This is a genomic window from Acinetobacter sp. TG2027 (assembly GCF_000302435.1).
GTDB lineage: Bacteria > Pseudomonadota > Gammaproteobacteria > Pseudomonadales > Moraxellaceae > Acinetobacter > Acinetobacter pittii.
Genome location: NZ_AMJN01000001.1, coordinates 52,541 through 72,543 on the forward strand (window position 1 = coordinate 52,541; position 20,003 = coordinate 72,543).

At 40.6% G+C, this 20,003-nt stretch carries 15 protein-coding genes and 1 pseudogene; 13 read left to right on the forward strand and 3 right to left on the reverse strand.

Annotation, left to right across the window (positions count from 1 at the left end):
• Window positions 1-13 precede the first annotated feature (13 nt).
• Window positions 14-1,384, reverse strand: a complete 1,371-nt coding sequence (locus B806_RS0100265) for a phosphomannomutase/phosphoglucomutase (RefSeq protein ID WP_017387441.1) — start codon at window positions 1,382-1,384, stop codon at window positions 14-16.
• Between the two features lie 374 nt (window positions 1,385-1,758).
• On the opposite strand from B806_RS0100265, the gene lldP reads away from it, so the two are divergent.
• From lldP to dld, 4 genes are all read left to right on the forward strand, one after another.
• Window positions 1,759-3,426, forward strand: coding sequence for an L-lactate permease (gene lldP / locus B806_RS0100270; protein WP_171057084.1), 1,668 nt, complete (start codon window positions 1,759-1,761; stop codon window positions 3,424-3,426).
• 19 nt (window positions 3,427-3,445) lie between these two features.
• Entirely contained in the window at window positions 3,446-4,198 is a 753-nt protein-coding gene (lldR, locus tag B806_RS0100275) for a transcriptional regulator LldR (protein WP_002120807.1), read from the forward strand.
• Window positions 4,195-5,340: an FMN-dependent L-lactate dehydrogenase LldD gene (gene lldD, locus B806_RS0100280; protein WP_017402478.1), complete on the forward strand. Its 1,146-nt coding sequence runs from the start codon at window positions 4,195-4,197 to the stop codon at window positions 5,338-5,340. Before lldR ends, lldD begins: the two co-directional genes overlap by 4 nt.
• Window positions 5,341-5,631: 291 nt before the next feature.
• A complete protein-coding gene (gene dld, locus B806_RS0100285) occupies window positions 5,632-7,338 on the forward strand; it encodes a D-lactate dehydrogenase (protein ID WP_017402479.1) in 1,707 nt (568 codons plus the stop codon).
• A 46-nt stretch (window positions 7,339-7,384) separates the two neighbouring features.
• Here dld and B806_RS0100290 read toward each other — a convergent pair whose 3' ends face one another.
• Complete coding sequence (locus B806_RS0100290; protein ID WP_005309021.1) at window positions 7,385-8,599, reverse strand: amino acid aminotransferase; 1,215 nt, start codon at window positions 8,597-8,599, stop codon at window positions 7,385-7,387.
• Window positions 8,600-8,934: 335 nt separating this feature from the next.
• A pseudogene (locus B806_RS19045) lies at window positions 8,935-9,069 on the reverse strand (hypothetical protein).
• Window positions 9,070-9,114: 45 nt separating this feature from the next.
• Here B806_RS19045 and B806_RS0100295 point away from each other — a divergent pair.
• From B806_RS0100295 to B806_RS0100330, 9 genes are all read left to right on the forward strand, one after another.
• Entirely contained in the window at window positions 9,115-9,825 is a 711-nt protein-coding gene (locus B806_RS0100295) for a GntR family transcriptional regulator (protein WP_001153627.1), read from the forward strand.
• Window positions 9,818-10,702 (forward strand): methylisocitrate lyase, encoded by an 885-nt coding sequence (gene prpB, locus B806_RS0100300; RefSeq protein WP_004706036.1) that lies wholly within the window; start codon window positions 9,818-9,820, stop codon window positions 10,700-10,702. Before B806_RS0100295 ends, prpB begins: the two co-directional genes overlap by 8 nt.
• A 269-nt stretch (window positions 10,703-10,971) precedes the next feature.
• Window positions 10,972-12,129, forward strand: a complete 1,158-nt coding sequence (gene prpC / locus B806_RS0100305) for a 2-methylcitrate synthase (RefSeq protein WP_017402480.1) — start codon at window positions 10,972-10,974, stop codon at window positions 12,127-12,129.
• Window positions 12,129-14,735 (forward strand): Fe/S-dependent 2-methylisocitrate dehydratase AcnD, encoded by a 2,607-nt coding sequence (acnD, locus tag B806_RS0100310; protein ID WP_017402481.1) that lies wholly within the window; start codon window positions 12,129-12,131, stop codon window positions 14,733-14,735. The genes prpC and acnD overlap by 1 nt, the downstream gene beginning before the upstream one ends.
• A 79-nt stretch (window positions 14,736-14,814) precedes the next feature.
• Complete coding sequence (locus tag B806_RS0100315) at window positions 14,815-16,146, forward strand: PIN domain-containing protein (RefSeq protein ID WP_017402482.1); 1,332 nt, start codon at window positions 14,815-14,817, stop codon at window positions 16,144-16,146.
• Between the two features lie 440 nt (window positions 16,147-16,586).
• Window positions 16,587-16,721, forward strand: coding sequence for a zinc ribbon-containing protein (locus B806_RS19915; RefSeq protein ID WP_001983336.1), 135 nt, complete (start codon window positions 16,587-16,589; stop codon window positions 16,719-16,721).
• Between the two features lie 122 nt (window positions 16,722-16,843).
• On the forward strand, window positions 16,844-17,419 hold the full coding sequence (locus B806_RS0100320) for a DUF4126 domain-containing protein (RefSeq protein WP_017402483.1): 576 nt from the start codon (window positions 16,844-16,846) through the stop codon (window positions 17,417-17,419).
• A gap of 408 nt (window positions 17,420-17,827) precedes the next feature.
• Window positions 17,828-18,325, forward strand: coding sequence for a GNAT family N-acetyltransferase (locus B806_RS0100325; protein WP_017402484.1), 498 nt, complete (start codon window positions 17,828-17,830; stop codon window positions 18,323-18,325).
• A 1,193-nt stretch (window positions 18,326-19,518) separates the two neighbouring features.
• Complete coding sequence (locus B806_RS0100330; RefSeq protein ID WP_017402485.1) at window positions 19,519-19,992, forward strand: DUF4844 domain-containing protein; 474 nt, start codon at window positions 19,519-19,521, stop codon at window positions 19,990-19,992.
• Window positions 19,993-20,003: the final 11 nt, after the last annotated feature.

The following is a 20,003-nucleotide window of genomic DNA, read 5'->3' on the forward strand; positions in this document are numbered from 1 at the left end:
TTTTTATTTTTGATTAGTTCTGTACCAACTTAGTCAATTCATCTACATAATACTGCATTGGCTGAGCTTGGCGATCGGCACGGCTTTCAATGTTGAGACGTAGTAAAGGCTCAGTGTTTGAAGCACGCACATTAAAGCGCCATGCGCCAAAGTCGAGGCTTACACCATCGGTACGATCAATTTTTGGATTTTGATCAGCATAGAAATCGAAAATCTTTTGAATAGTGATCTGTGTATCAGCCACTTTAAAGTTGATTTCACCACTGCAAGGAAACTTGGTAATCATATTTTCAACTAGGGTTGAAAGAGATTGACCTGTTTCAGAGAGTAGGGCAACGGTGAGTAACCATGGAATCATCCCGCTGTCGCAGTAAGCAAAGTCACGGAAATAGTGATGGGCACTCATTTCACCGCCATATACAGCATTGTGTTCACGCATCACATCTTTAATGAACGCGTGACCAGATTTTGACTGTACAGCGACACCTTTGTATTCATCTACGATATCAAATGTGTTCCACACTAAACGTGGGTCATGAACGATTTTTTCACCTGACTGCTTAATTAAGAAAGCTTGAGCCAAGAGGCCGACAATATAGTAGCCTTCAATGAACTGTCCCTTCTCATCAAATAAGAAACAGCGGTCAAAGTCGCCGTCCCAGGCAATTCCCATATCTGCTTTATGCTCAATTACAGCATTACGGGTACTGTCACGGTTTTCAATTAAAATTGGGTTGGGAATCCCATTTGGGAAAGTACCATCTGCTTCATGGTGAATTTTAATAAATTCAACTGGCACGTTAAGCGCTTTAAATTTTTCTTCAATGGCATCAATGACGTGACCCGCAGCCCCATTACCAGCGTTTACCACTAACTTAAGTGGGCGGATTTTTGCTGGTTCAATATAGGTAATTAAGTGATCAACGAACTCAGGTAAAATGTTATAACTTTGAGTTGTACCTTTTTGACTAACTTCTTCAAAGTTATTGGTTTCTGCTAAAGCCTGAATTTCTTTTAAACCGGTATCAGCACTAATTGGACGAGCATTTTCTCGTACTAATTTCATGCCGTTATAGTCCATTGGATTATGGCTAGCAGTAACTTCGATACCACCTTGCACATCTAAATGGAAAGCGGCGAAGTAAACTTCTTCAGTACCTGTCATGCCCAAATCAAGAACATTGACACCCGCGTCATTTAACCCGCGGATGGTCGCTTGTTTTAAAGCCTCACTGCTTAAACGAATATCACAACCTACAACCACAGTCTTTGGTTTATAGATTTGTCCGTAAGCGCGGCCAATTTTATAGGCGATTTCTTCATTCAATTCGGTGCCGAGTTTGCCTCGGATATCATAAGCTTTAAAACACGTTAAAGTAGTCATTATTCAATTCAATACATGTGGTTTGAGTTGTGTGCACATTATACATAGATCATGAAACAGGTATGTTTATAGTTTTTATATTCAAATTTTCCACTTCATTTCTGTAATTCATATCTAAATTTATGAGAAAGATTTTTACGACTTTAGTCTAATAAATAAATTTATAAATTGGGAATTACTTGATTTTGCTTAGTGCTATTGGTCATACCAATTATAATGATTATTTAATTATTGATCTTGCCAATATCTATGTTTATGATTCGGTCTGTGGTTTAAGGAATAACATTTGCACTTAATTTTTAATTGGTCATACCAATTGTGTTAAATGTTTAAGAATTTAAGGTACAAAAAATTCGCCCCGGCATTTCAAGGAGATGACAATGCTCAATATGTGGCAACAACTTTATGACCCTTTAAATAATATTTGGCTGTCCAGTGCGGTTGCATTAATCCCGATTATTTTCTTCTTTTTAGCATTAGCAGTTTTTCGTTTAAAAGGCAGTATCGCGGGTACAGGCACAGTCATTATTGCATTATTGATTGCACTCTTTTTCTATCAAATGCCGGGTCAAATGGCCTTTGCATCCATTATTTATGGTTTCTTCTATGGTCTATGGCCAATTTCATGGATCATTATTGGGGCAGTTTTTCTATACAAAATTTCGGTAAAAACAGGTCAGTTTGAGATTATTCGTTCAAGCATTTTGTCGATTACCGAAGACCAACGTCTGCAAATGCTATTGGTTGGTTTTGCATTTGGTACTTTCCTTGAAGGGGCGGCTGGCTTTGGTGCTCCTGTCGCAATTACCGCTGCACTCCTTGTTGGTTTAGGCTTTAAACCACTTTATGCAGCGGGTCTGTGCTTGATTGTAAATACAGCGCCAGTGGCATTTGGTGCAATGGGTATTCCAATTATTGTGGCGGGGCAGGTTTCTGGTGTAGATACCATGGAAATTAGCCAGATGGTGGGTCGTCAGTTGCCGTTTTTAACGCTAATCGTGCTGTTCTGGATTATGGCGATTATGGATGGTTGGCGTGGTGTTAAAGAAACTTGGCCTGCGGTGTTAGTCGGTGGTGGCGCTTTTGCGATTGCCCAGTATCTTACATCTAACTTTATTGGTCCTGAGTTACCAGATATTACCGCAGCAATTGCATCATTGGTGAGCTTAACTTTACTGTTCCGTGTTTGGAAACCAAAACATATTTTCCGTTTTGAACCTGAAGCTGGCCAAACTTTAACTCAGCAACCAACCACGGTTCAACGTTATAGCATTGGCAAAATTGCTAAGGCATGGTCTCCATTTGCAATCTTAACCGTGATGGTGACGATCTGGAGCGTTAAGCCATTTAAAGCATTATTTGCAAAAGATGGTGCTCTTGAACACTGGATTTTTAAACTTGAAGTGCCGTATTTACACAAATTGGTCGAGAAAATGCCACCGATTGTGGCAGAGATGAAGCCATACGAAGCGATTTATAAGTTTGACTGGTTCTCTGCAACAGGTACGGCAATTTTTATTGCTGCAATCATCACTGCTATTTTCTTGAAAATGAAAGCAAGTGAGGCCGTAACAACTTTTGGTGAAACACTCAATGAGTTAAAAACACCGATTTATTCAATTGGTATGGTGTTGGCTTTTGCTTTTATTGCGAACTATTCAGGTTTATCTGCAACTTTGGCTTTGGCTCTATCGCATACGGGTCATGCGTTTACTTTCTTCTCGCCATTTTTGGGTTGGCTTGGTGTGTTCCTTACAGGTTCAGATACATCTTCAAATGCTTTGTTCTCGGCACTACAGGCAACTACAGCGCAGCAAATTGGTATTCCGGAAGTATTATTGGTGGCTGCTAATACCAGTGGTGGCGTGACAGGTAAGATGATTTCTCCGCAGTCGATTGCCATTGCTTGTGCAGCGGTGGGCTTAGTTGGAAAAGAGTCTGACTTGTTCCGTTTCACGGTAAAACATAGCATCATATTCACTGTCTTTGTTGGCATCATTATTACGGTTCAGGCTTATCTTGTTCCGTGGATGATTCCATAACTCCAGTGAAGGAAACGCGATGAGAATCTCCGATCAAGTGGTCATGAAATTGCAGGCATTAATTGAAGAGCGTCACATGAAAAAAGGTGATCGTTTGCCTGCCGAGCGCCAGCTTGCAACTAGCTTAGGAGTTTCTCGTCCGTCTTTGCGCGAAGCAATTCAACAGCTCAATAGTCAAGGGGTACTCAGTAGCCGCCGTGGCGATGGGACTTATATTCAGCAGTTACCTGAACAGTGGCCACAGCAACTGATTGTGAACCCGATTAGCAACCTGATTGAAGAAGATCCACTCTACCGTTTTGATGTGCAAGAGGCGCGGTTATTACTTGAGGGTGGCACTGCTTGGTATGCCGCATTACGCTCAACGCCTGAAGATCGCGCCAAAATCCATCATTATTTTAATGAAATTAGTCGCCATCAAAATGCAGGTGACTCAGCACAGGCTGCGGTGGCCGATGCTGAATTCCATTTAGCGATTGCTGAAGCATCTCACAATGTAGTGCTAATCCAAATGATGCGAAGTCTATTTGATTTGTTGCAATACAACGTCTTGTTGGGACGTAAGAAAGTTTATAACGACCCCGTAAATGGTGACTTGCTCAGCGAGCAGCATTTTCAGGTGATGGATGCTATTGATCGTAAAGATCCCGAAGCCGCACGCCAAGCTGTCTGCGGTCATATTGAATTTGTGATTAATCATGTGCGTTCTCTGGATGAAGATGAAGCTCGTCAGAAACGTGCAAATCGTTTAAATAGAGTTGATTCAAAATGATTATTTCTTCTGGCAATGATTATCGTGCTGCAGCACAACGTCGCTTACCTCCATTTTTATTTCATTACATTGATGGTGGAGCGTATTCGGAATATACCTTAAAGCGTAACGTACAAGATTTGTCAGAAATTGCATTGCGTCAACGTGTGCTCAATGACATGTCAGCGTTAAGTTTAGAGACAAAACTGTTTAATGAAACATTGTCGATGCCAGTTGCTTTGGCACCTGTAGGCTTAACAGGTATGTATGCGCGCCGTGGCGAAGTGCAAGCGGCGATGGCAGCCGACAAAAAGGGCATTCCATTTACGCTTTCAACGGTTTCTGTTTGTCCGATTGAAGAAGTTGCACCTGCAATTAATCGCCCGATGTGGTTCCAGCTTTATGTATTACGCGACCGTGGTTTTATGCGTAATGCTTTGGAACGTGCAAAAGCGGCAGGCTGCTCAACACTTGTGTTTACCGTAGATATGCCTGTGCCGGGTGCACGTTACCGTGATGCTCATTCAGGTATGAGTGGGCCAAATGCTGCGATGCGCCGTTATATGCAGTCTATGTTCCACCCACATTGGTCATGGAATGTCGGCTTAATGGGTCGTCCGCACGACTTGGGCAATATCTCTAAATATTTAGGTAAACCGACTGGGCTTGAAGACTATATTGGTTGGTTAGGCTCGAACTTTGACCCATCCATTTCATGGAAAGACCTTGAGTGGATTCGTGAATTTTGGGATGGCCCAATGGTGATTAAGGGCATTTTAGATCCTGAAGATGCCAAAGATGCGGTGCGTTTTGGTGCTGACGGTATTGTGGTGTCGAATCATGGTGGTCGTCAGTTAGATGGTGTGATGTCGTCTGCTCGTGCGTTGCCTGCAATTGCCGAGGCCGTTAAAGGTGATTTGGCGATTTTGGCTGACTCAGGCATTCGTAATGGTTTAGACGTGGTGCGTATGTTGGCACTTGGGGCCGATACGGTTTTACTTGGCCGTGCGTTTGTTTATGCCTTGGCAGCAGCAGGTGGACAAGGGGTCTCGAACTTACTTGATTTGATCGATAAAGAAATGCGTGTTGCGATGACGCTCACGGGTGCGAAATCGATTTCGGATATTAATGCGGATTGTTTAGTACAGGCGATGAAGTTCTAACATTTCCGTATTAACTTTGATGATATTGGCACCATGGAGTCTTATCGGGAAAGGTTCAATGTAAGTAGCTAATTGACGTTACTTTTTAAAAAAGTAACCAAAAACTTTAGTTTCGATGACGGTACGTCCTTGCTACCGCATCGAAACGGCGGCATCCATGCCGCCAACCACGATAGTAAATACAGGGCTGATTCACATTAGAGAATGAGCTAATTAAATTATAAATTACAAACGGTAAGATCCCGTCGTGTTGGTCTAATTTGATAAATGGATGACCAAAAGGAAACCATCATGCAAACATTTTCTCCTCAAGCAGTGATTGATCGCTTACAAAATATTGTAGGGCATTCGCATGTTTTGACCGATGATCAAAGCACGCGTCAGTACCGACAAGGTCGTCGTTTTGGTGAGGGGAAAGTGCTTGCTGTGGTGGTGCCGGGGACCTTGCTAGAGCAATGGCAAGTGTTGCAGGCTGCAATTGAGGCAGACTGTATTGTGATTATGCAGGCGGCCAATACAGGACTCACTGGTGGTTCAACCCCATATGGCGATGATTATGACCGTCCTGTTTTGGTCATGAGTACGCGCCGATTAAAGGGCATTCAGGTCATTCATGACGGCAAGCAAGTCATTTGTTTACCGGGTGCGACCTTAGATAATTTAGAGCAAATTTTAAAAGGCTACGATCGTGAACCACATTCAGTAATTGGTTCATCTTGTATTGGTGCATCAGTACTTGGCGGTGTGTGTAATAACTCTGGTGGTGCACTGGTACGCCGTGGTCCTGTGTATACTGAACTGGCGTTATATGCCCAGGTGAACTCTGCTGGTCAACTAGAACTGGTGAACCATTTAGGCGTAAATTTAGGCTCGACTCCTGAAGAAATTTTGACTCGTTTAGAGAAGAAACAATACCAAGCCGTAGATATTTTAGATGATGGTGAAAAGCAGGCATCGGATCATCGCTATGCGCATGATGTGACCCAAGTTGATGAAGATACACCTGCTCGTTTTAATGCAGACCCGTCACGTTTGTTTGAAGCATCAGGTTCGGCTGGCAAAGTCTGTGTGTTTGCTGTGCGTCTTGATACTTATGAAAAAGTAGAAAGTAATGTCTTTTATATTGGTACTAATGATGCCGATGATTTAACAGCGATTCGTCGTTATTTACTCACCTCACTACCAAGCCTACCGATTGCAGGCGAATATATTCACCGAGATGCTTATTTAATTGGTGAAAAGTACGGGAAAGATACGTTCTTATTTATTGAGAAATTTGGCACAGCCAATGTTCCAAAAGCTTTTGCGATGAAAGACAAAGTTGATGGTTTCTTAGAACGATTTAAAATTAAAGGCTTAACGGATCATATTTTACAAGCGATTACCTTCTTTTTACCGAGTCATTTGCCGAAGCGTATGACCGAATATCGAGATCGTTATGAGCATCATTTAGTTTTACGCGTTGAAAATAATTCAAAAGCTCAGACCGAGCAGTTTTTAAAAGAATATTTTGCAGTACATCAGTCCGGTTACTATTTCGTGTGTAGCGAAGAGGAAGGCCGAAAGGCTTTCTTACACCGTTTTGCGATTGCAGGGGCGGCAATTCGTTATCGAGATACACACCGTAGTGAAGTTGAAGATATTGTGGCGCTTGATATTGCGTTACGCCGTAATGACCGCGAATGGGTAGAGCAACTACCAGCCGAGATGGAAAACAAAATTCTCCATAAACTCTATTATGGGCATTTCTTTTGTCATGTGTTCCACCAGGACTATATTCTTAAAAAGGGCAATGACCCTTTAGAAATGGAACATCAAATGTGGAAATTACTCGATGTGCGCCGTGCTGAATATCCAGCAGAGCATAATGTCGGGCATCTCTACATTGCCAAACCTGCCTTAGCGAACTTCTACCAAAAACTCGACCCAACCAACAGCTTTAACGTAGGTATTGGACATACCTCAAAACTGAAGTATTGGGGCAAGGCTAAATCTTAATATCGAAACATAAAAAAAGGCGCCGAAGCGCCTTTTTATAGATGTCTTATGCTGCTTCTACAGATTTAGCAAGTACTTCTGCAACTGCTTTAGCAACAGTGTAAACATTGTTCATGTTTAAACCTGCTACACAAATACGACCACTACGTACTAAGTAGATTGCATATTCTTCACGCAAGATATCAACTTGCTCAGCAGTTAAACCTGTGTAGCTGAACATACCTTTTTGGTTTACAAGGTAGCTAAAGTCACGGTCTGGTAATGCTTTAGTAAGTTCGTCTTTCAAGATGCTACGCATTTTGATAATACGCTCACGCATCTCTTTCACTTCACCTTGCCATTGTTGGTTAAGTTCAGCGTCATTTAACACTTCATCAACTAACCAAGCACCTGTTGTAGGAGGGCTAGAGTAAATACGACGTACAGTCGCTTTTAACTGACCAAATGTGCACTGAGCAGCTTCTGCATCGTCACATACGAAAGTTAAGCCGCCAACGCGCTCGCCATATAAAGAGAAGATTTTAGAGAATGAGTTGCTCACAATGAAGTTTAGACCTGCTTGGTCTAAAGCACGGATTGCATACGCATCTTCTTCCATACCGTCACCAAAACCTTGGTAAGCGATGTCTAGGAATGGAATAAGGTTACGATCTTTTAATACTGCAATTACTTGGTCCCATTGCGCTGGGTTTAAGTCAGCACCAGTTGGGTTATGGCAGCATGGATGTAATAACACAATGCTTTGCTCAGGCAAAGTTTTAAGTGTAGACAACATACCGTCAAAATCTACACCACGAGTTTCGTTATCGAAATATGGGTAGAAATGAGTCTTGATGCCAGCGCCGTTGAAAATCGCAACGTGGTTATCCCAAGTTGGTTGGCTTACCCAAACGTCTGAATTTGGGAAATAAGTTTTTAAGAAGTCCGCACCAACTTTTAATGCACCTGAACCACCTAGTGTTTGGATGGTTACAGCACGGCCAGCTTTAACTGCTGGGCTGTTTGCACCAAATAAAAGTGCTTGAATTGCTTCACGGTAAGGTTTGAAGCCTTCCATTGGCAAATAAAGTTTGGTTTTACCGTTCTTAGGCTCAATACGCTTTTGCGCCTCGATAATGGTCTCTAACTGAGGAACAATGCTGTCTTCGTTATAGTAAAGACCAATACTCAAGTTTACTTTTCCAGAACGAGTATCAGCATTGAACTGTTCCATTAAAGAGAGAATTGGATCGCCTGCGTATGGGGGGATATGTTGAAACATCAAAAAAGTCCTTTCATTCAACAATATGCATAGTGCTGGGTTTTTTCTGTCTCGAAAAATACGCCACAACTATGTCGATGCTCAATAATGTATCAATAAAGCTACCGTGAAGCACCTGATAATTTCACTAATATCGATATTTTCTGGCTGAAAATGATAAAAAGATTTAAAAGAAATTACGGTAAATAGATACTAATTTATAACTCATGCTTTCATTCAAGCAGATTGTCTACAATCTTGCTGTAATACATTGGTTGTAGACTAAAGTTTGAAACAAAAGTTTAATGACTAAAAAGTAACTAAGAATGAGTCATAAAACTATAGATAAATTGACACTAAATTATTGTTTTATAAATATTAACTGGCAAGTGGTTTAATGCTTTAAATATAAGGTGATATAAGCGGTCAGTCTATAAAAATTGACCTGATGCGTTCTGTAAAGTGTCAACAATCATCTTGATTTTTTTCATTCATACCGCTATAAAACTCATAATTGATTAAAAATTGTCGACAATATGCAAGATTTGACCTTCGCACCAGAGCCATTACAAAGTCAGGGAAGAACACTGACCGAGAATGTATTTAAACAAATACAGACGGCGATTGTTTTGGGTCAAATTCCGGCAGGTAGTAAGATTTCTGAGCCTGAGCTGGCACGTACTTATGGTATTAGTCGTGGGCCTTTGCGTGAAGCAATTCATCGCCTTGAAGGTCAACGTTTGGTTGAGCGTACTGCACATGTGGGTGCGCGCGTGGTTTCCCTTTCACTGCAACAATTTAAAGAGCTTTACCAGATCCGTGCGTCATTAGAAGGTTTGGCCTGCAAACTTGCTGCACAGCATATTGATAAAAAGCAAATTTTGGCGCTACGTGATGTATTGCGTATGCATGCCGAAGATGAAAACTTTAAAGCAGGTAAAGGATATTACTTGCAAGAAGGGCAGGACGATTTTCACTACTGCATTATCAAAAGTAGTGGCAATAAAACCCTAGAAAAAATGCTATGTGATGAGCTTTATCACCTCATCCGCATGTACCGAATTCAATTTTCAAACACACCTGATCGACCGAGCAAAGCTTGGGACGAACATATCCGTATTTTAGATGCAATTGCAGAAGGTGATGGTGAACTTGCCGAGCTGCTCATGCATCGACATATCAATGCTTCTTACAAAATTATTGAGCAAACACTGCTACAAGCACAAGGAGAACATAACAATGGCTAAACAATCCGCAGGTCAGCTATTTCGCGATGCCGTAGCCCAAGAAAAGCCATTACAAGTGGTTGGAACCATCAATGCCAATCATGCACTTTTGGCAAAACGTGCAGGTTATAAAGCGATTTACTTATCAGGTGGTGGTGTAGCAGCTGGTTCTTTAGGCTTACCTGATTTGGGAATTAGTAACCTTGATGATGTGTTGACCGATGTACGCCGTATTACCGATGTATGTGATCTTCCATTATTGGTCGATGCGGACACAGGTTTTGGTGCTTCTGCATTTAACATTGCGCGTACTACAAAAGCGCTCATCAAGTTTGGTGCTGCGGCAATGCACATTGAAGACCAAGTGGGTGCAAAACGTTGTGGTCATCGTCCGAACAAAGCCATTGTGACTCAAGAAGAAATGGTTGACCGTATTAAAGCTGCGGTTGATGCGCGTGGTGATGACAGCTTCGTGATTATGGCACGTACCGATGCATTGGCTGTAGATGGCTTACAAGCTGCAATTGACCGTGCGGGTGCCTACATCGAAGCGGGCGCAGACATGTTGTTCCCTGAAGCAATTACCGAGCTTGATATGTACAAGCAATTTGCTCAGAAGACTGGCGCCCCAATTTTGGCGAACATTACCGAATTTGGTTCTACACCACTGTTTACCACTGAAGAATTAGCATCTGCCGATGTAAGCCTTGCGCTTTACCCACTTTCTGCTTTCCGTGCCATGAACAAGGCAGCCGAAACTGTGTATGAAACCTTACGTAAAGAAGGTACACAAAAGAACGTGGTTGATATTATGCAAACGCGTAAAGAGTTATATGAACGCATTAATTACTATGCGTTTGAAGACTACTTAGACAACGCATTTGCTAAAAAGAAGTAATAAATTAAAAAGTTGATTAATTGGAATCTGATACTCGGAGGCGTCATCTGCAACTGTTTGAGACAGGACTACATTTTTTAAAATTGGTTCTGCGATAGATAGGATATTCGATGGTTGTGGACGAGTTTTGCAGATGACAATGGTTTTGCCTACTTTTCCCGAAAGAAAAGTAGGTCGAACCGAAGGTTAATCCTGAAATAAGAAGTGAAAATGGTACGACTCCGTCGTGCTTAATAAATAAATTCAGATAGATAGGAAAGGACAATCTTATGAGCTCAAATGAAACAACAACAGGCTTCAAACCAAAAAAATCAGTTGCACTAAGTGGACAAGTTGCAGGCAACACAGCACTGTGTACCGTAGGACGTAGCGGTAACGACTTGCACTATCGTGGCTATGACATTCTTGACCTTGCGGCAGGTAGCGAGTTTGAAGAAGTTGCTCACCTGCTCGTACATGGCAAATTACCAAACAAAGCTGAACTCAAAGCATATAAAGCAAAATTAAAAGCACTTCGTGGCTTACCGGCAGCACTTAAAACTGCACTTGAGCAATTACCACCGTCTGCACACCCAATGGATGTGATGCGTACTGGTGTTTCAGTTCTAGGTTGTTTAACGCCAGAACATGAAGACCACAACGAAGCTGGCGCAAAAGACATTGCTGACAAATTAATGGCAAGCTTAGGTTCAATGCTGCTTTATTGGTACCACTTCAGCAATAACGGTCGTCGTATTGAAGTTGAAACGGATGACGACTCGATTGCAGCGCATTTCTTACATTTGTTGCATGGCGAAAAGCCATCTGAAGAATGGATTCAAGCGATGCATACTTCACTTATTTTGTATGCTGAGCATGAGTTCAACGCATCTACATTTACCTCACGTGTGGTTGCAGGTACAGGTTCTGACATGTACTCGGCAATTACTGGCGGTATTGGCGCACTTCGTGGACCTAAACATGGTGGTGCGAACGAAGTTGCATTCGTGATTCAACAACGTTATGACAACGCAGACGAAGCTGAAGCTGATATCCGTAAGCGTGTTGAAAATAAAGAAGTTGTGATCGGTTTTGGTCACCCTGTATATACAGTTTCTGACCCACGTAATGAAGTGATCAAGAAAGTGGCGCATGACTTAGCGCAAGCACAAGAGAACACCAAAATGTACCTCATCGCTGAGCGTTTAGAAGCAGTGATGAAAGAAGTGAAAAACATGTTCCCGAACCTCGACTGGTTCAGTGCAGTGAGCTATCACTTAATGGGTGTTCCAACTGCAATGTTCACACCATTGTTCGTGATTGCACGTACAGCAGGCTGGTCAGCACACGTGATTGAACAACGCCAAGACGGCAAAATCATTCGTCCAAGCGCGAACTACACAGGCCCTGAAAACCTCGAATTTAAACCATTGGCGGAGCGTGGTTAATGAACACAAAATACCGTAAACCGCTGGCAGGTACCCAGCTTGAATATTACGACGTGCGTCAAGCCGTTGAAGATATTCAGCCAGGCGCATACGAAAAACTGCCTTACACATCTAAAGTACTTGCAGAGCAATTGGTACGCCGTGCCGATGCCGAGAATTTAACTGCTTATTTAACGCAGTTAATTGAACGCCGTCAGGACTTGGACTTTCCTTGGTACCCTGCACGCGTGGTGTGTCATGACATCTTGGGTCAAACAGCTTTGGTTGACCTTGCAGGCTTACGTGATGCAATTGCAGACAAAGGCGGCGACCCATCTAAAGTTAACCCAGTTGTACCGACTCAGCTGATTGTCGACCACTCTTTAGCAGTGGAGTACGGTGGTGCTGACCCAGATGCTTTTGCAAAAAACCGTGCTGTTGAAGACCGTCGTAACGAAGACCGTTTCCACTTTATTGAGTGGACCAAAACTGCATTTAAAAATGTCGATGTGATCCCTGCGGGGAACGGCATTATGCACCAGATTAACCTAGAGAAAATGTCTCCGGTGATTCAGGCGCGTGATGGCGTAGCATTCCCAGACACATGTGTCGGTACAGACTCACATACACCACATACAGACGCTTTGGGCGTAATTTCTGTCGGTGTTGGTGGTTTAGAAGCTGAAAACGTAATGTTGGGCCGTGCATCTTGGATGCGTCTGCCAGACATTATTGGTGTTGAGTTTGTAGGTCAGCGTCAGGCAGGCATTACTGCAACAGATATCGTGTTGGCTCTAACTGAGTTCTTGCGTAAAGAACGCGTTGTTGGTGCTTACCTTGAGTTCTTTGGTGAAGGCGCTGACAGCATGTCTGTGGGCGACCGTGCAACCATCTCGAACATGACTCCAGAATATGGTGCTACGGCTGCGATGTTCTACATCGACCAAAACACAATCGACTACTTACGCCTAACAGGCCGTGAAGATGCTCAAGTGGCATTGGTTGAACAGTACGCAAAAGAAATCGGTCTTTGGGCATCGGATATGACCAAAGCAGAGTACCCACGCGTACTACGTTTTGACCTGTCGACAGTCACACGTAACATTGCTGGTCCATCAAACCCACATGCACGCGTTTCTACTGCTGACCTTAAAGAAAAAGGCATTGCAGGTGTTGTTGAAAACCGCGACGATGGCTTAATGCCAGATGGCGCAATCATCATTGCTGCAATTACTTCATGTACTAACACCTCAAACCCACGTAACACCGTGGCGGCAGGTTTGTTGGCACGTAAGGCAAATGAACTTGGTTTAGTTCGTAAACCTTGGGTGAAATCATCATTTGCACCGGGTTCAAAAGCTGCGGCACTTTATCTTGAAGAAGCAGGTGTTCTAAAAGACTTAGAACAACTTGGTTTTGGTATTGTGGCTTATGCTTGTACAACGTGTAACGGTATGTCGGGCGCGTTAGATCCAGTCATTCAACAAGAAATTATTGACCGTGACTTGTACGCAACAGCAGTACTCTCTGGTAACCGTAACTTCGATGGCCGTATCCATCCATATGCAAAACAGGCGTTCTTGGCATCTCCACCGCTTGTCGTAGCGTATGCAATTGCGGGTACGATTCGTTTTGACATCGAAAAAGATGCTTTGGGCCATGACAAAGAAGGTAACCCGATTTACCTCAAAGACATTTGGCCATCTGACGCTGAAATTGATGCCTTAGTTAAAGAAGCTGTGAAGCCTGAACAGTTCCGTAAAGTCTACATTCCAATGTTTGACTTAGGCGAAGTTGAACAAGCGAAAAGCCCACTTTACGACTGGCGTCCGCAAAGTACTTACATTCGCCGTCCACCATATTGGGAAGGGGCGTTGGCTGCTCCACGTACTTTGGCGAACATGCGTCCGCTTGCGATTTTGGGTGACAACATCACTACCGACCACTTGTCGCCTTCAAATGCGATTTTGATGGACTCGGCTGCGGGTGAATACCTTCACAAAATGGGCGTACCAGAAGAAGACTTCAACTCATACGCAACGCACCGTGGTGACCATTTGACTGCACAACGTGCAACATTTGCCAACCCGAAACTCTATAACGAAATGGTGGTTCGCTCAGACGGCACCATTAAGCAAGGTTCAAAAGCGCGTTTAGAGCCAGAAGGTGAAGTGATGCGTATGTGGGAAGCAATTGAAACCTATATGAACCGCAAGCAGCCGTTAATTATTATTGCGGGTGCTGACTACGGTCAGGGTTCAAGCCGTGACTGGGCTGCGAAAGGTGTACGCCTTGCAGGTGTTGAAGCGATTGTAGCAGAAGGTTTTGAGCGTATTCACCGTACCAACTTGGTGGGTATGGGCGTGTTACCACTCGAGTTTAAACCGGGTGTAAACCGCAAGACTTTAAAACTAGATGGCACAGAGCTTTATAGCGTGATTGGTAATATTGCGCCGCGTTCGACTTTAACTTTAGTGATTGAACGTGCCACAGCGGATGGTAAAGAAGAGATTCTTGAAGTGCCTGTGACTTGCCGTTTAGATACAGAAGAAGAAGTTTCTGTATATGAAGCGGGCGGTGTATTACAGCGTTTTGCACAAGACTTTTTAGAAGGCCAAGTGGCTTAATATTTAGTCTATAACTGATTGAAATTTATTCTAAAAGACCCTATCTTGATGATGGGGTTTTTAATATTGATATTTTACTATGAAAAATATGTTTAAGCAGTACAATTATTTTTATACACCTGAGCAATATAAAGAGATTTGGGAAAATGCATTATTTGTTTTTGATACAAACACTTTATTAAACTTATATCGTTATCAAGAAGACACAAAAAATGAATTTTTACAGGTTCTTGATAAGATATCAAATAGAATATGGATACCTCACCATGTTGCTTTAGAATTTCAAAGAAATAGGTTAGAAGTTATTTGTGAGCAAAAAACATTATTTTCAAAAACCAAAAATGCTTTGAATTCTACCTCAAAAAATTTAAATTCTGAATTAGAAAAATTACAGTTAAGAAAAAGACATTCTCTAATAAAAATAGATGAATTTGTTGAAAAAATTGATACTTTAATTAAAGATTTTAACAATAGTTTAGATGATTTAAAGGCGAATCAACAACATTTGTCTCATCAAGATAGTTTAAAAGAAAAATTAGAATTATTATTTGAAAATAAGGTAGGTAATCCACCTCAGGATCAAAAAGAGTTAGATGAATTATATAAAATTGCAGAGAGTAGATATAAAAATAAAATACCTCCTGGGTATTTGGATGAAAGTAAAGTTGATATATGTGTTGATTCAAATTTAACTTATAAAAAAAAGTTTGGTGATTATATTGTTTGGCATCAAATATTAGAATACACAAAACAAAACCCTAATATTAAAGATGTTGTTTTTATTACAAATGATTTAAAAGAAGATTGGTGGAAAAAATATGATGCGTCTGGAGAAAAATTTAATCAACCACGACCAGAACTAATTGATGAAGCATTAAATGTAGGAGAGATAATAAATTTTGTGATGTATGATTCTGAAAAATTTCTTAGCTACGCTTCAAATTATTTAGATGTTAAAGTATCTGATAATGCTGTTAAAGAAGTTAGAGATACAACTGAGATTTATAATCAAAATATAATAAAATTAAATTCTTACGTAGCAAAAGATAATAGAGCAGATTCTTATGATAGTTTAAGGAAAGCTATTGCTTTTGCAAAAGTCAGAAAATTTAAAAATAGAATAAATTACGAAATTTATAAAAATGGTGGAATTGCTGAATTTCCTACAAACGTTCTGACATGCCCAGATTGTAATCTTGAAACAATGATTTTTGAGGATTCAAGTTCTACAGGTTATAGATGTACTTACTGTAAAAATGAAGAATCTGATGAAATAGAGGTTCAATGTTCTATGTGCGGTAGCATGTGGCCCAATTCAGAAATTGTAAGTGTTGATTGGACAGATGAAGGCCATGTTGAAGATTTGTGCCCCCGTTGCAGGCGAGATCCTGATTATATTGGGGATGATTAATTAAGATCATTAAATTATAAATATTTTTAAAATATATACTATAAGCTGGTATAGAGTTATTTCTAAAGTTATTTTACTTAATGAAGCATTTGTAAAGTCTTATTCAGCAAAAAAATAAGAATATAAAAAAAGCCCGACATCCTGTCGGGCTTTTTCGTATTTGGTTGCTAGATATGACTCCTGTCGTATCTCACGATCCTGATGCATGAACCTATTATTGTTGTTTTATGTTCCGGAACATCCTGTTCCTGTATGAGTTCATATTAGAAAAAAAGCAGGGGACAGCCAATCCGCTAAAGCCCTAAATCTATGTAAGATAAATCGTACAAATAACATTTTTTGCATTTATGCCATCATCATCGGGCGAAATGGACAATTGACATTCACTTTAAGTGGGTTATATTCCTGTTTAATATATATACGATTATAGGAATGTAATCATGGTAACAGCTGGCGAAAAACCCGGAACAGGCTTCTATTTCTGTGCTCAGTGCGGACATCGAGTGTTTTTAGAAATTAATACCGACCCTTTACCACCTTGCACGAAATGCTACTGCACACAATTTAAACGTTAAGAATGAAATAATATTTGCGTTCGCATTTAACAAAAAGCCCTGTCACCCGATGGGGCTTTTTGTTAGTTTAAAAATAAGACTTACATAACAAGACCCGTGATGGGCATGAAAAGGAAACCGTTATGGAAACTATATTAGGTTTATGTATTGGCGTGGGGCTGAGCGCTGCCTGCGGTTTTCGGGTGTTTGTGCCGCTATTGGTTATGAGCATTGCCACCATGATGGGTTGGTTTGAGCCATCGAAAGGTTTTGAATGGTTAGCTCTACCATCGGTGTGTTTGGCTTTGGGCGTGGCAACGGTGTGTGAAGTCGCAGCTTATTATATTCCTTGGGTCGATAATGCCTTAGATACAATCGCAACCCCTGCGGCGATGATCGCCGGTACGTTAGCGACAATGGCGGTTAGCAGCGGAGAAATGTCTCAGTTTGCCAGTTGGGCGGCAGCGATTATTGTTGGCGGTGGCACGGCTGGCGTAGTGCAAATGAGTACCGTTGCTGCACGTGGTGTTTCAACTGCAACCACGGGTGGCTTAGGGAATTTTGTTGTCGCTACAGGGGAGTGGATTGGAGCAATCTTACTTTCGGTTTCGGCCATGTTAGTGCCTGCACTTGTTGCTGTAGTGGTGCTGATTGCGGTTATTTTAGCGGTACGTTGGATCCGTCATAAAAAGCAAGAACAGGCGCATAGTCCTCTATAGGTTTAGCCTAAACATCACTTTAAATAGCAATAAAAAAAGCCCAACATCCTGTTGGGCTTTTTCGTATTTGGGTACTAGATATGACTCCTGTCGTATCTCACGCTCCTGGTGCTTGAACCTATTATTGTTGTTTTATGTTCCGGAACATCCTGTTCCTGTATGAGTTCATATTAGGAAAAAAGAAGGATGTCGCCAATCCGCAAAATCCCTAAAAGTTTGTAGGTTAAAACGCACATTGAAACATGGTGTAGGGCATTTTGTAGTTACCACGGGAGGCAAATAGAGGGGGCTTACTTTTATATCTAATCATTTAAGATGTTAAGAAGAATAAGAGTTGCTATTGATAACAATATGTTATGTTTAAGTGTGGTTGTAAAAAGAACAATTTTAATCGGGAGTAATCAATAAATGACCGTTATGTTGGTAAAACCTCATTTAAGGTTTAAAGAGAGCTATAACAACTATATTAATGAATTAGCAGATGAAGATCGTCACCCTTTGACAACGGAGTTTGACCATACAAATTTTGAATCATTTTTGAATAAACTGAGAGATTATGAAAAAGGGGAATCCTTAGAGGAAGGGCATGTTCCAAATATTACATATTGGTTAGTAGATGGTAATGAAATTATTGGCGCGTCCAACTTGCGACTTAAACTCAATGAACAGATTGAATATTGTGGTGGACATATTGGTTTAGGTATTCGTCCCTCTAAACGTGGACAGAATTTTGGCTCGAAATTGTTAGAGCTTACAATTCAGGAGGCATGGAAGTTAGGCCTAACGGAGTTACATATACATTGTTATAAATCTAATTTAGCTTCTGCAAAAACTATTGAGGCAAATAATGGTCGTCTTCATTCTGAAATTACTCTCAACCAAGTAGTTCAAAGGTATGTTGAATAGAACAATATAAGAATTTTCTTTTAGAGCATTTTTAAACAGCAATAAAAAAAAGCCCGACATCCTGTCGGGCTTTTTCGTATTTGGTTGCTAGATATGACTCCTGTCGTATCTCACGCTCCTGGTGCATGAACCTATTATTGTTGTTTTGTGTTCCGGAACATCCTGTTCCTGTATGAGTTCATATTAGGAAAAAAGTTGGGAGTCGCCAATCCGCAAAATCCCTAAAAGTTTGTAGGTTAAAACGTACAAGACTGCCTTTTATATATCTCATTTTGTATTCAACTTAAGCCTCTGTGCCACAACGGGCTTTAATCTTTTGCGCTGATTTAAAGTAATAAACTATTGCGGCACAGAGATAAAGGAGCTAAGCCAAACGCTTAGCCCAGACTACTTTTGTCACACCGCTGCATGAAGCTAAAAAGTAGGGGCAAAGTCCCGTGGGAGAACAGGACTTTGCAAACTGAAAAACCATAGTCACCTAGAACGAAACTTAAAGCCAAAATAGGTTTATAAATTGTCATATTATTCTCATAATAATTTATATCCATGAGTAGAATAAAAATATAATAAATTTAAAATAATTTTTAGGTAATAATTAATCCTTCCATGCATGTAGGAAAATATAGTAATTAAATTTTTAAAATAAAAATAATTTATAAATTTAAAAACTAGGCAATAGAAAACCTAAATTTTAAATAAATAAAATGATTAAGCAGGAGAGGGAATAAGTTTGAAAAATGTCATGGTCAACTCCTTAAAATTATGGAGTCCTACCACCAGATTACCGCGAATTAATTTATGGTGGTAGAACGAAAGGGGGTTGACAGACTGGGATCCATGGAACCAGCACGCACGGGGCGTCCCCCATCCGTCCTACCGCAAAGAAAAGGGGACGCAAGGGTCTAACGACTTATAGATTGTACTATAACCCGCCGTGGATCAACGGTCTGTCAAAACCGACTGGCAATGTGGCCAGCAACGAGATAATAATTGGTGATTTTAATTACGTCAATTTAATATTTAAAATATTTTTAATTTAATAATAAAACTAAATGTATTTTTAAAATAATAGAATTAATATTTATATTTAATTAGAAAAAATAAAGAATAAAATAAAATTTCATAATGGATGTGGAAAATTATAATTAATTTAGTTTATATTTGATGCAGACAAATATAAAAGTAATAAAATTATGAAAAAGCTTTTAGTTTTAGTCATGGCCATCTTAAGTTCACAAGTTGGTTGTGCCCAAAAAACTGACAATAAAACAGAAATGAGTATTCAAAATTCAAACTCTATTGTTATTCAACAATTAGAAAAGTTTAAAGCTCAAGATCATTTTGCTGGAGATGGACAGCTATATACAGGGGTTCAAAATCCTGTATTACGTATGAGTTTGAATCAAAAAGTAGCGGATGCTGCACAAGCTTTTATTGTTCTCTATCAACAAAAGAATGAGCCAACTAAGACAGAACTTTTACATATTCTTGCTCATGGAATTAGTCAAATCGATCCTGATAAGCTTGATACAGAAGATCGAGAACAAGTGGCAACTACATTTGAAAGTTTTCTAGATATTGTAGGCCTAGAAAGTTCGGAAGGTATTTTAAATAAATGGCTATATGGTGAAGAAATTAGTGAGTTATTAGAGCTAGATAAACATTAAGTTTTAATACC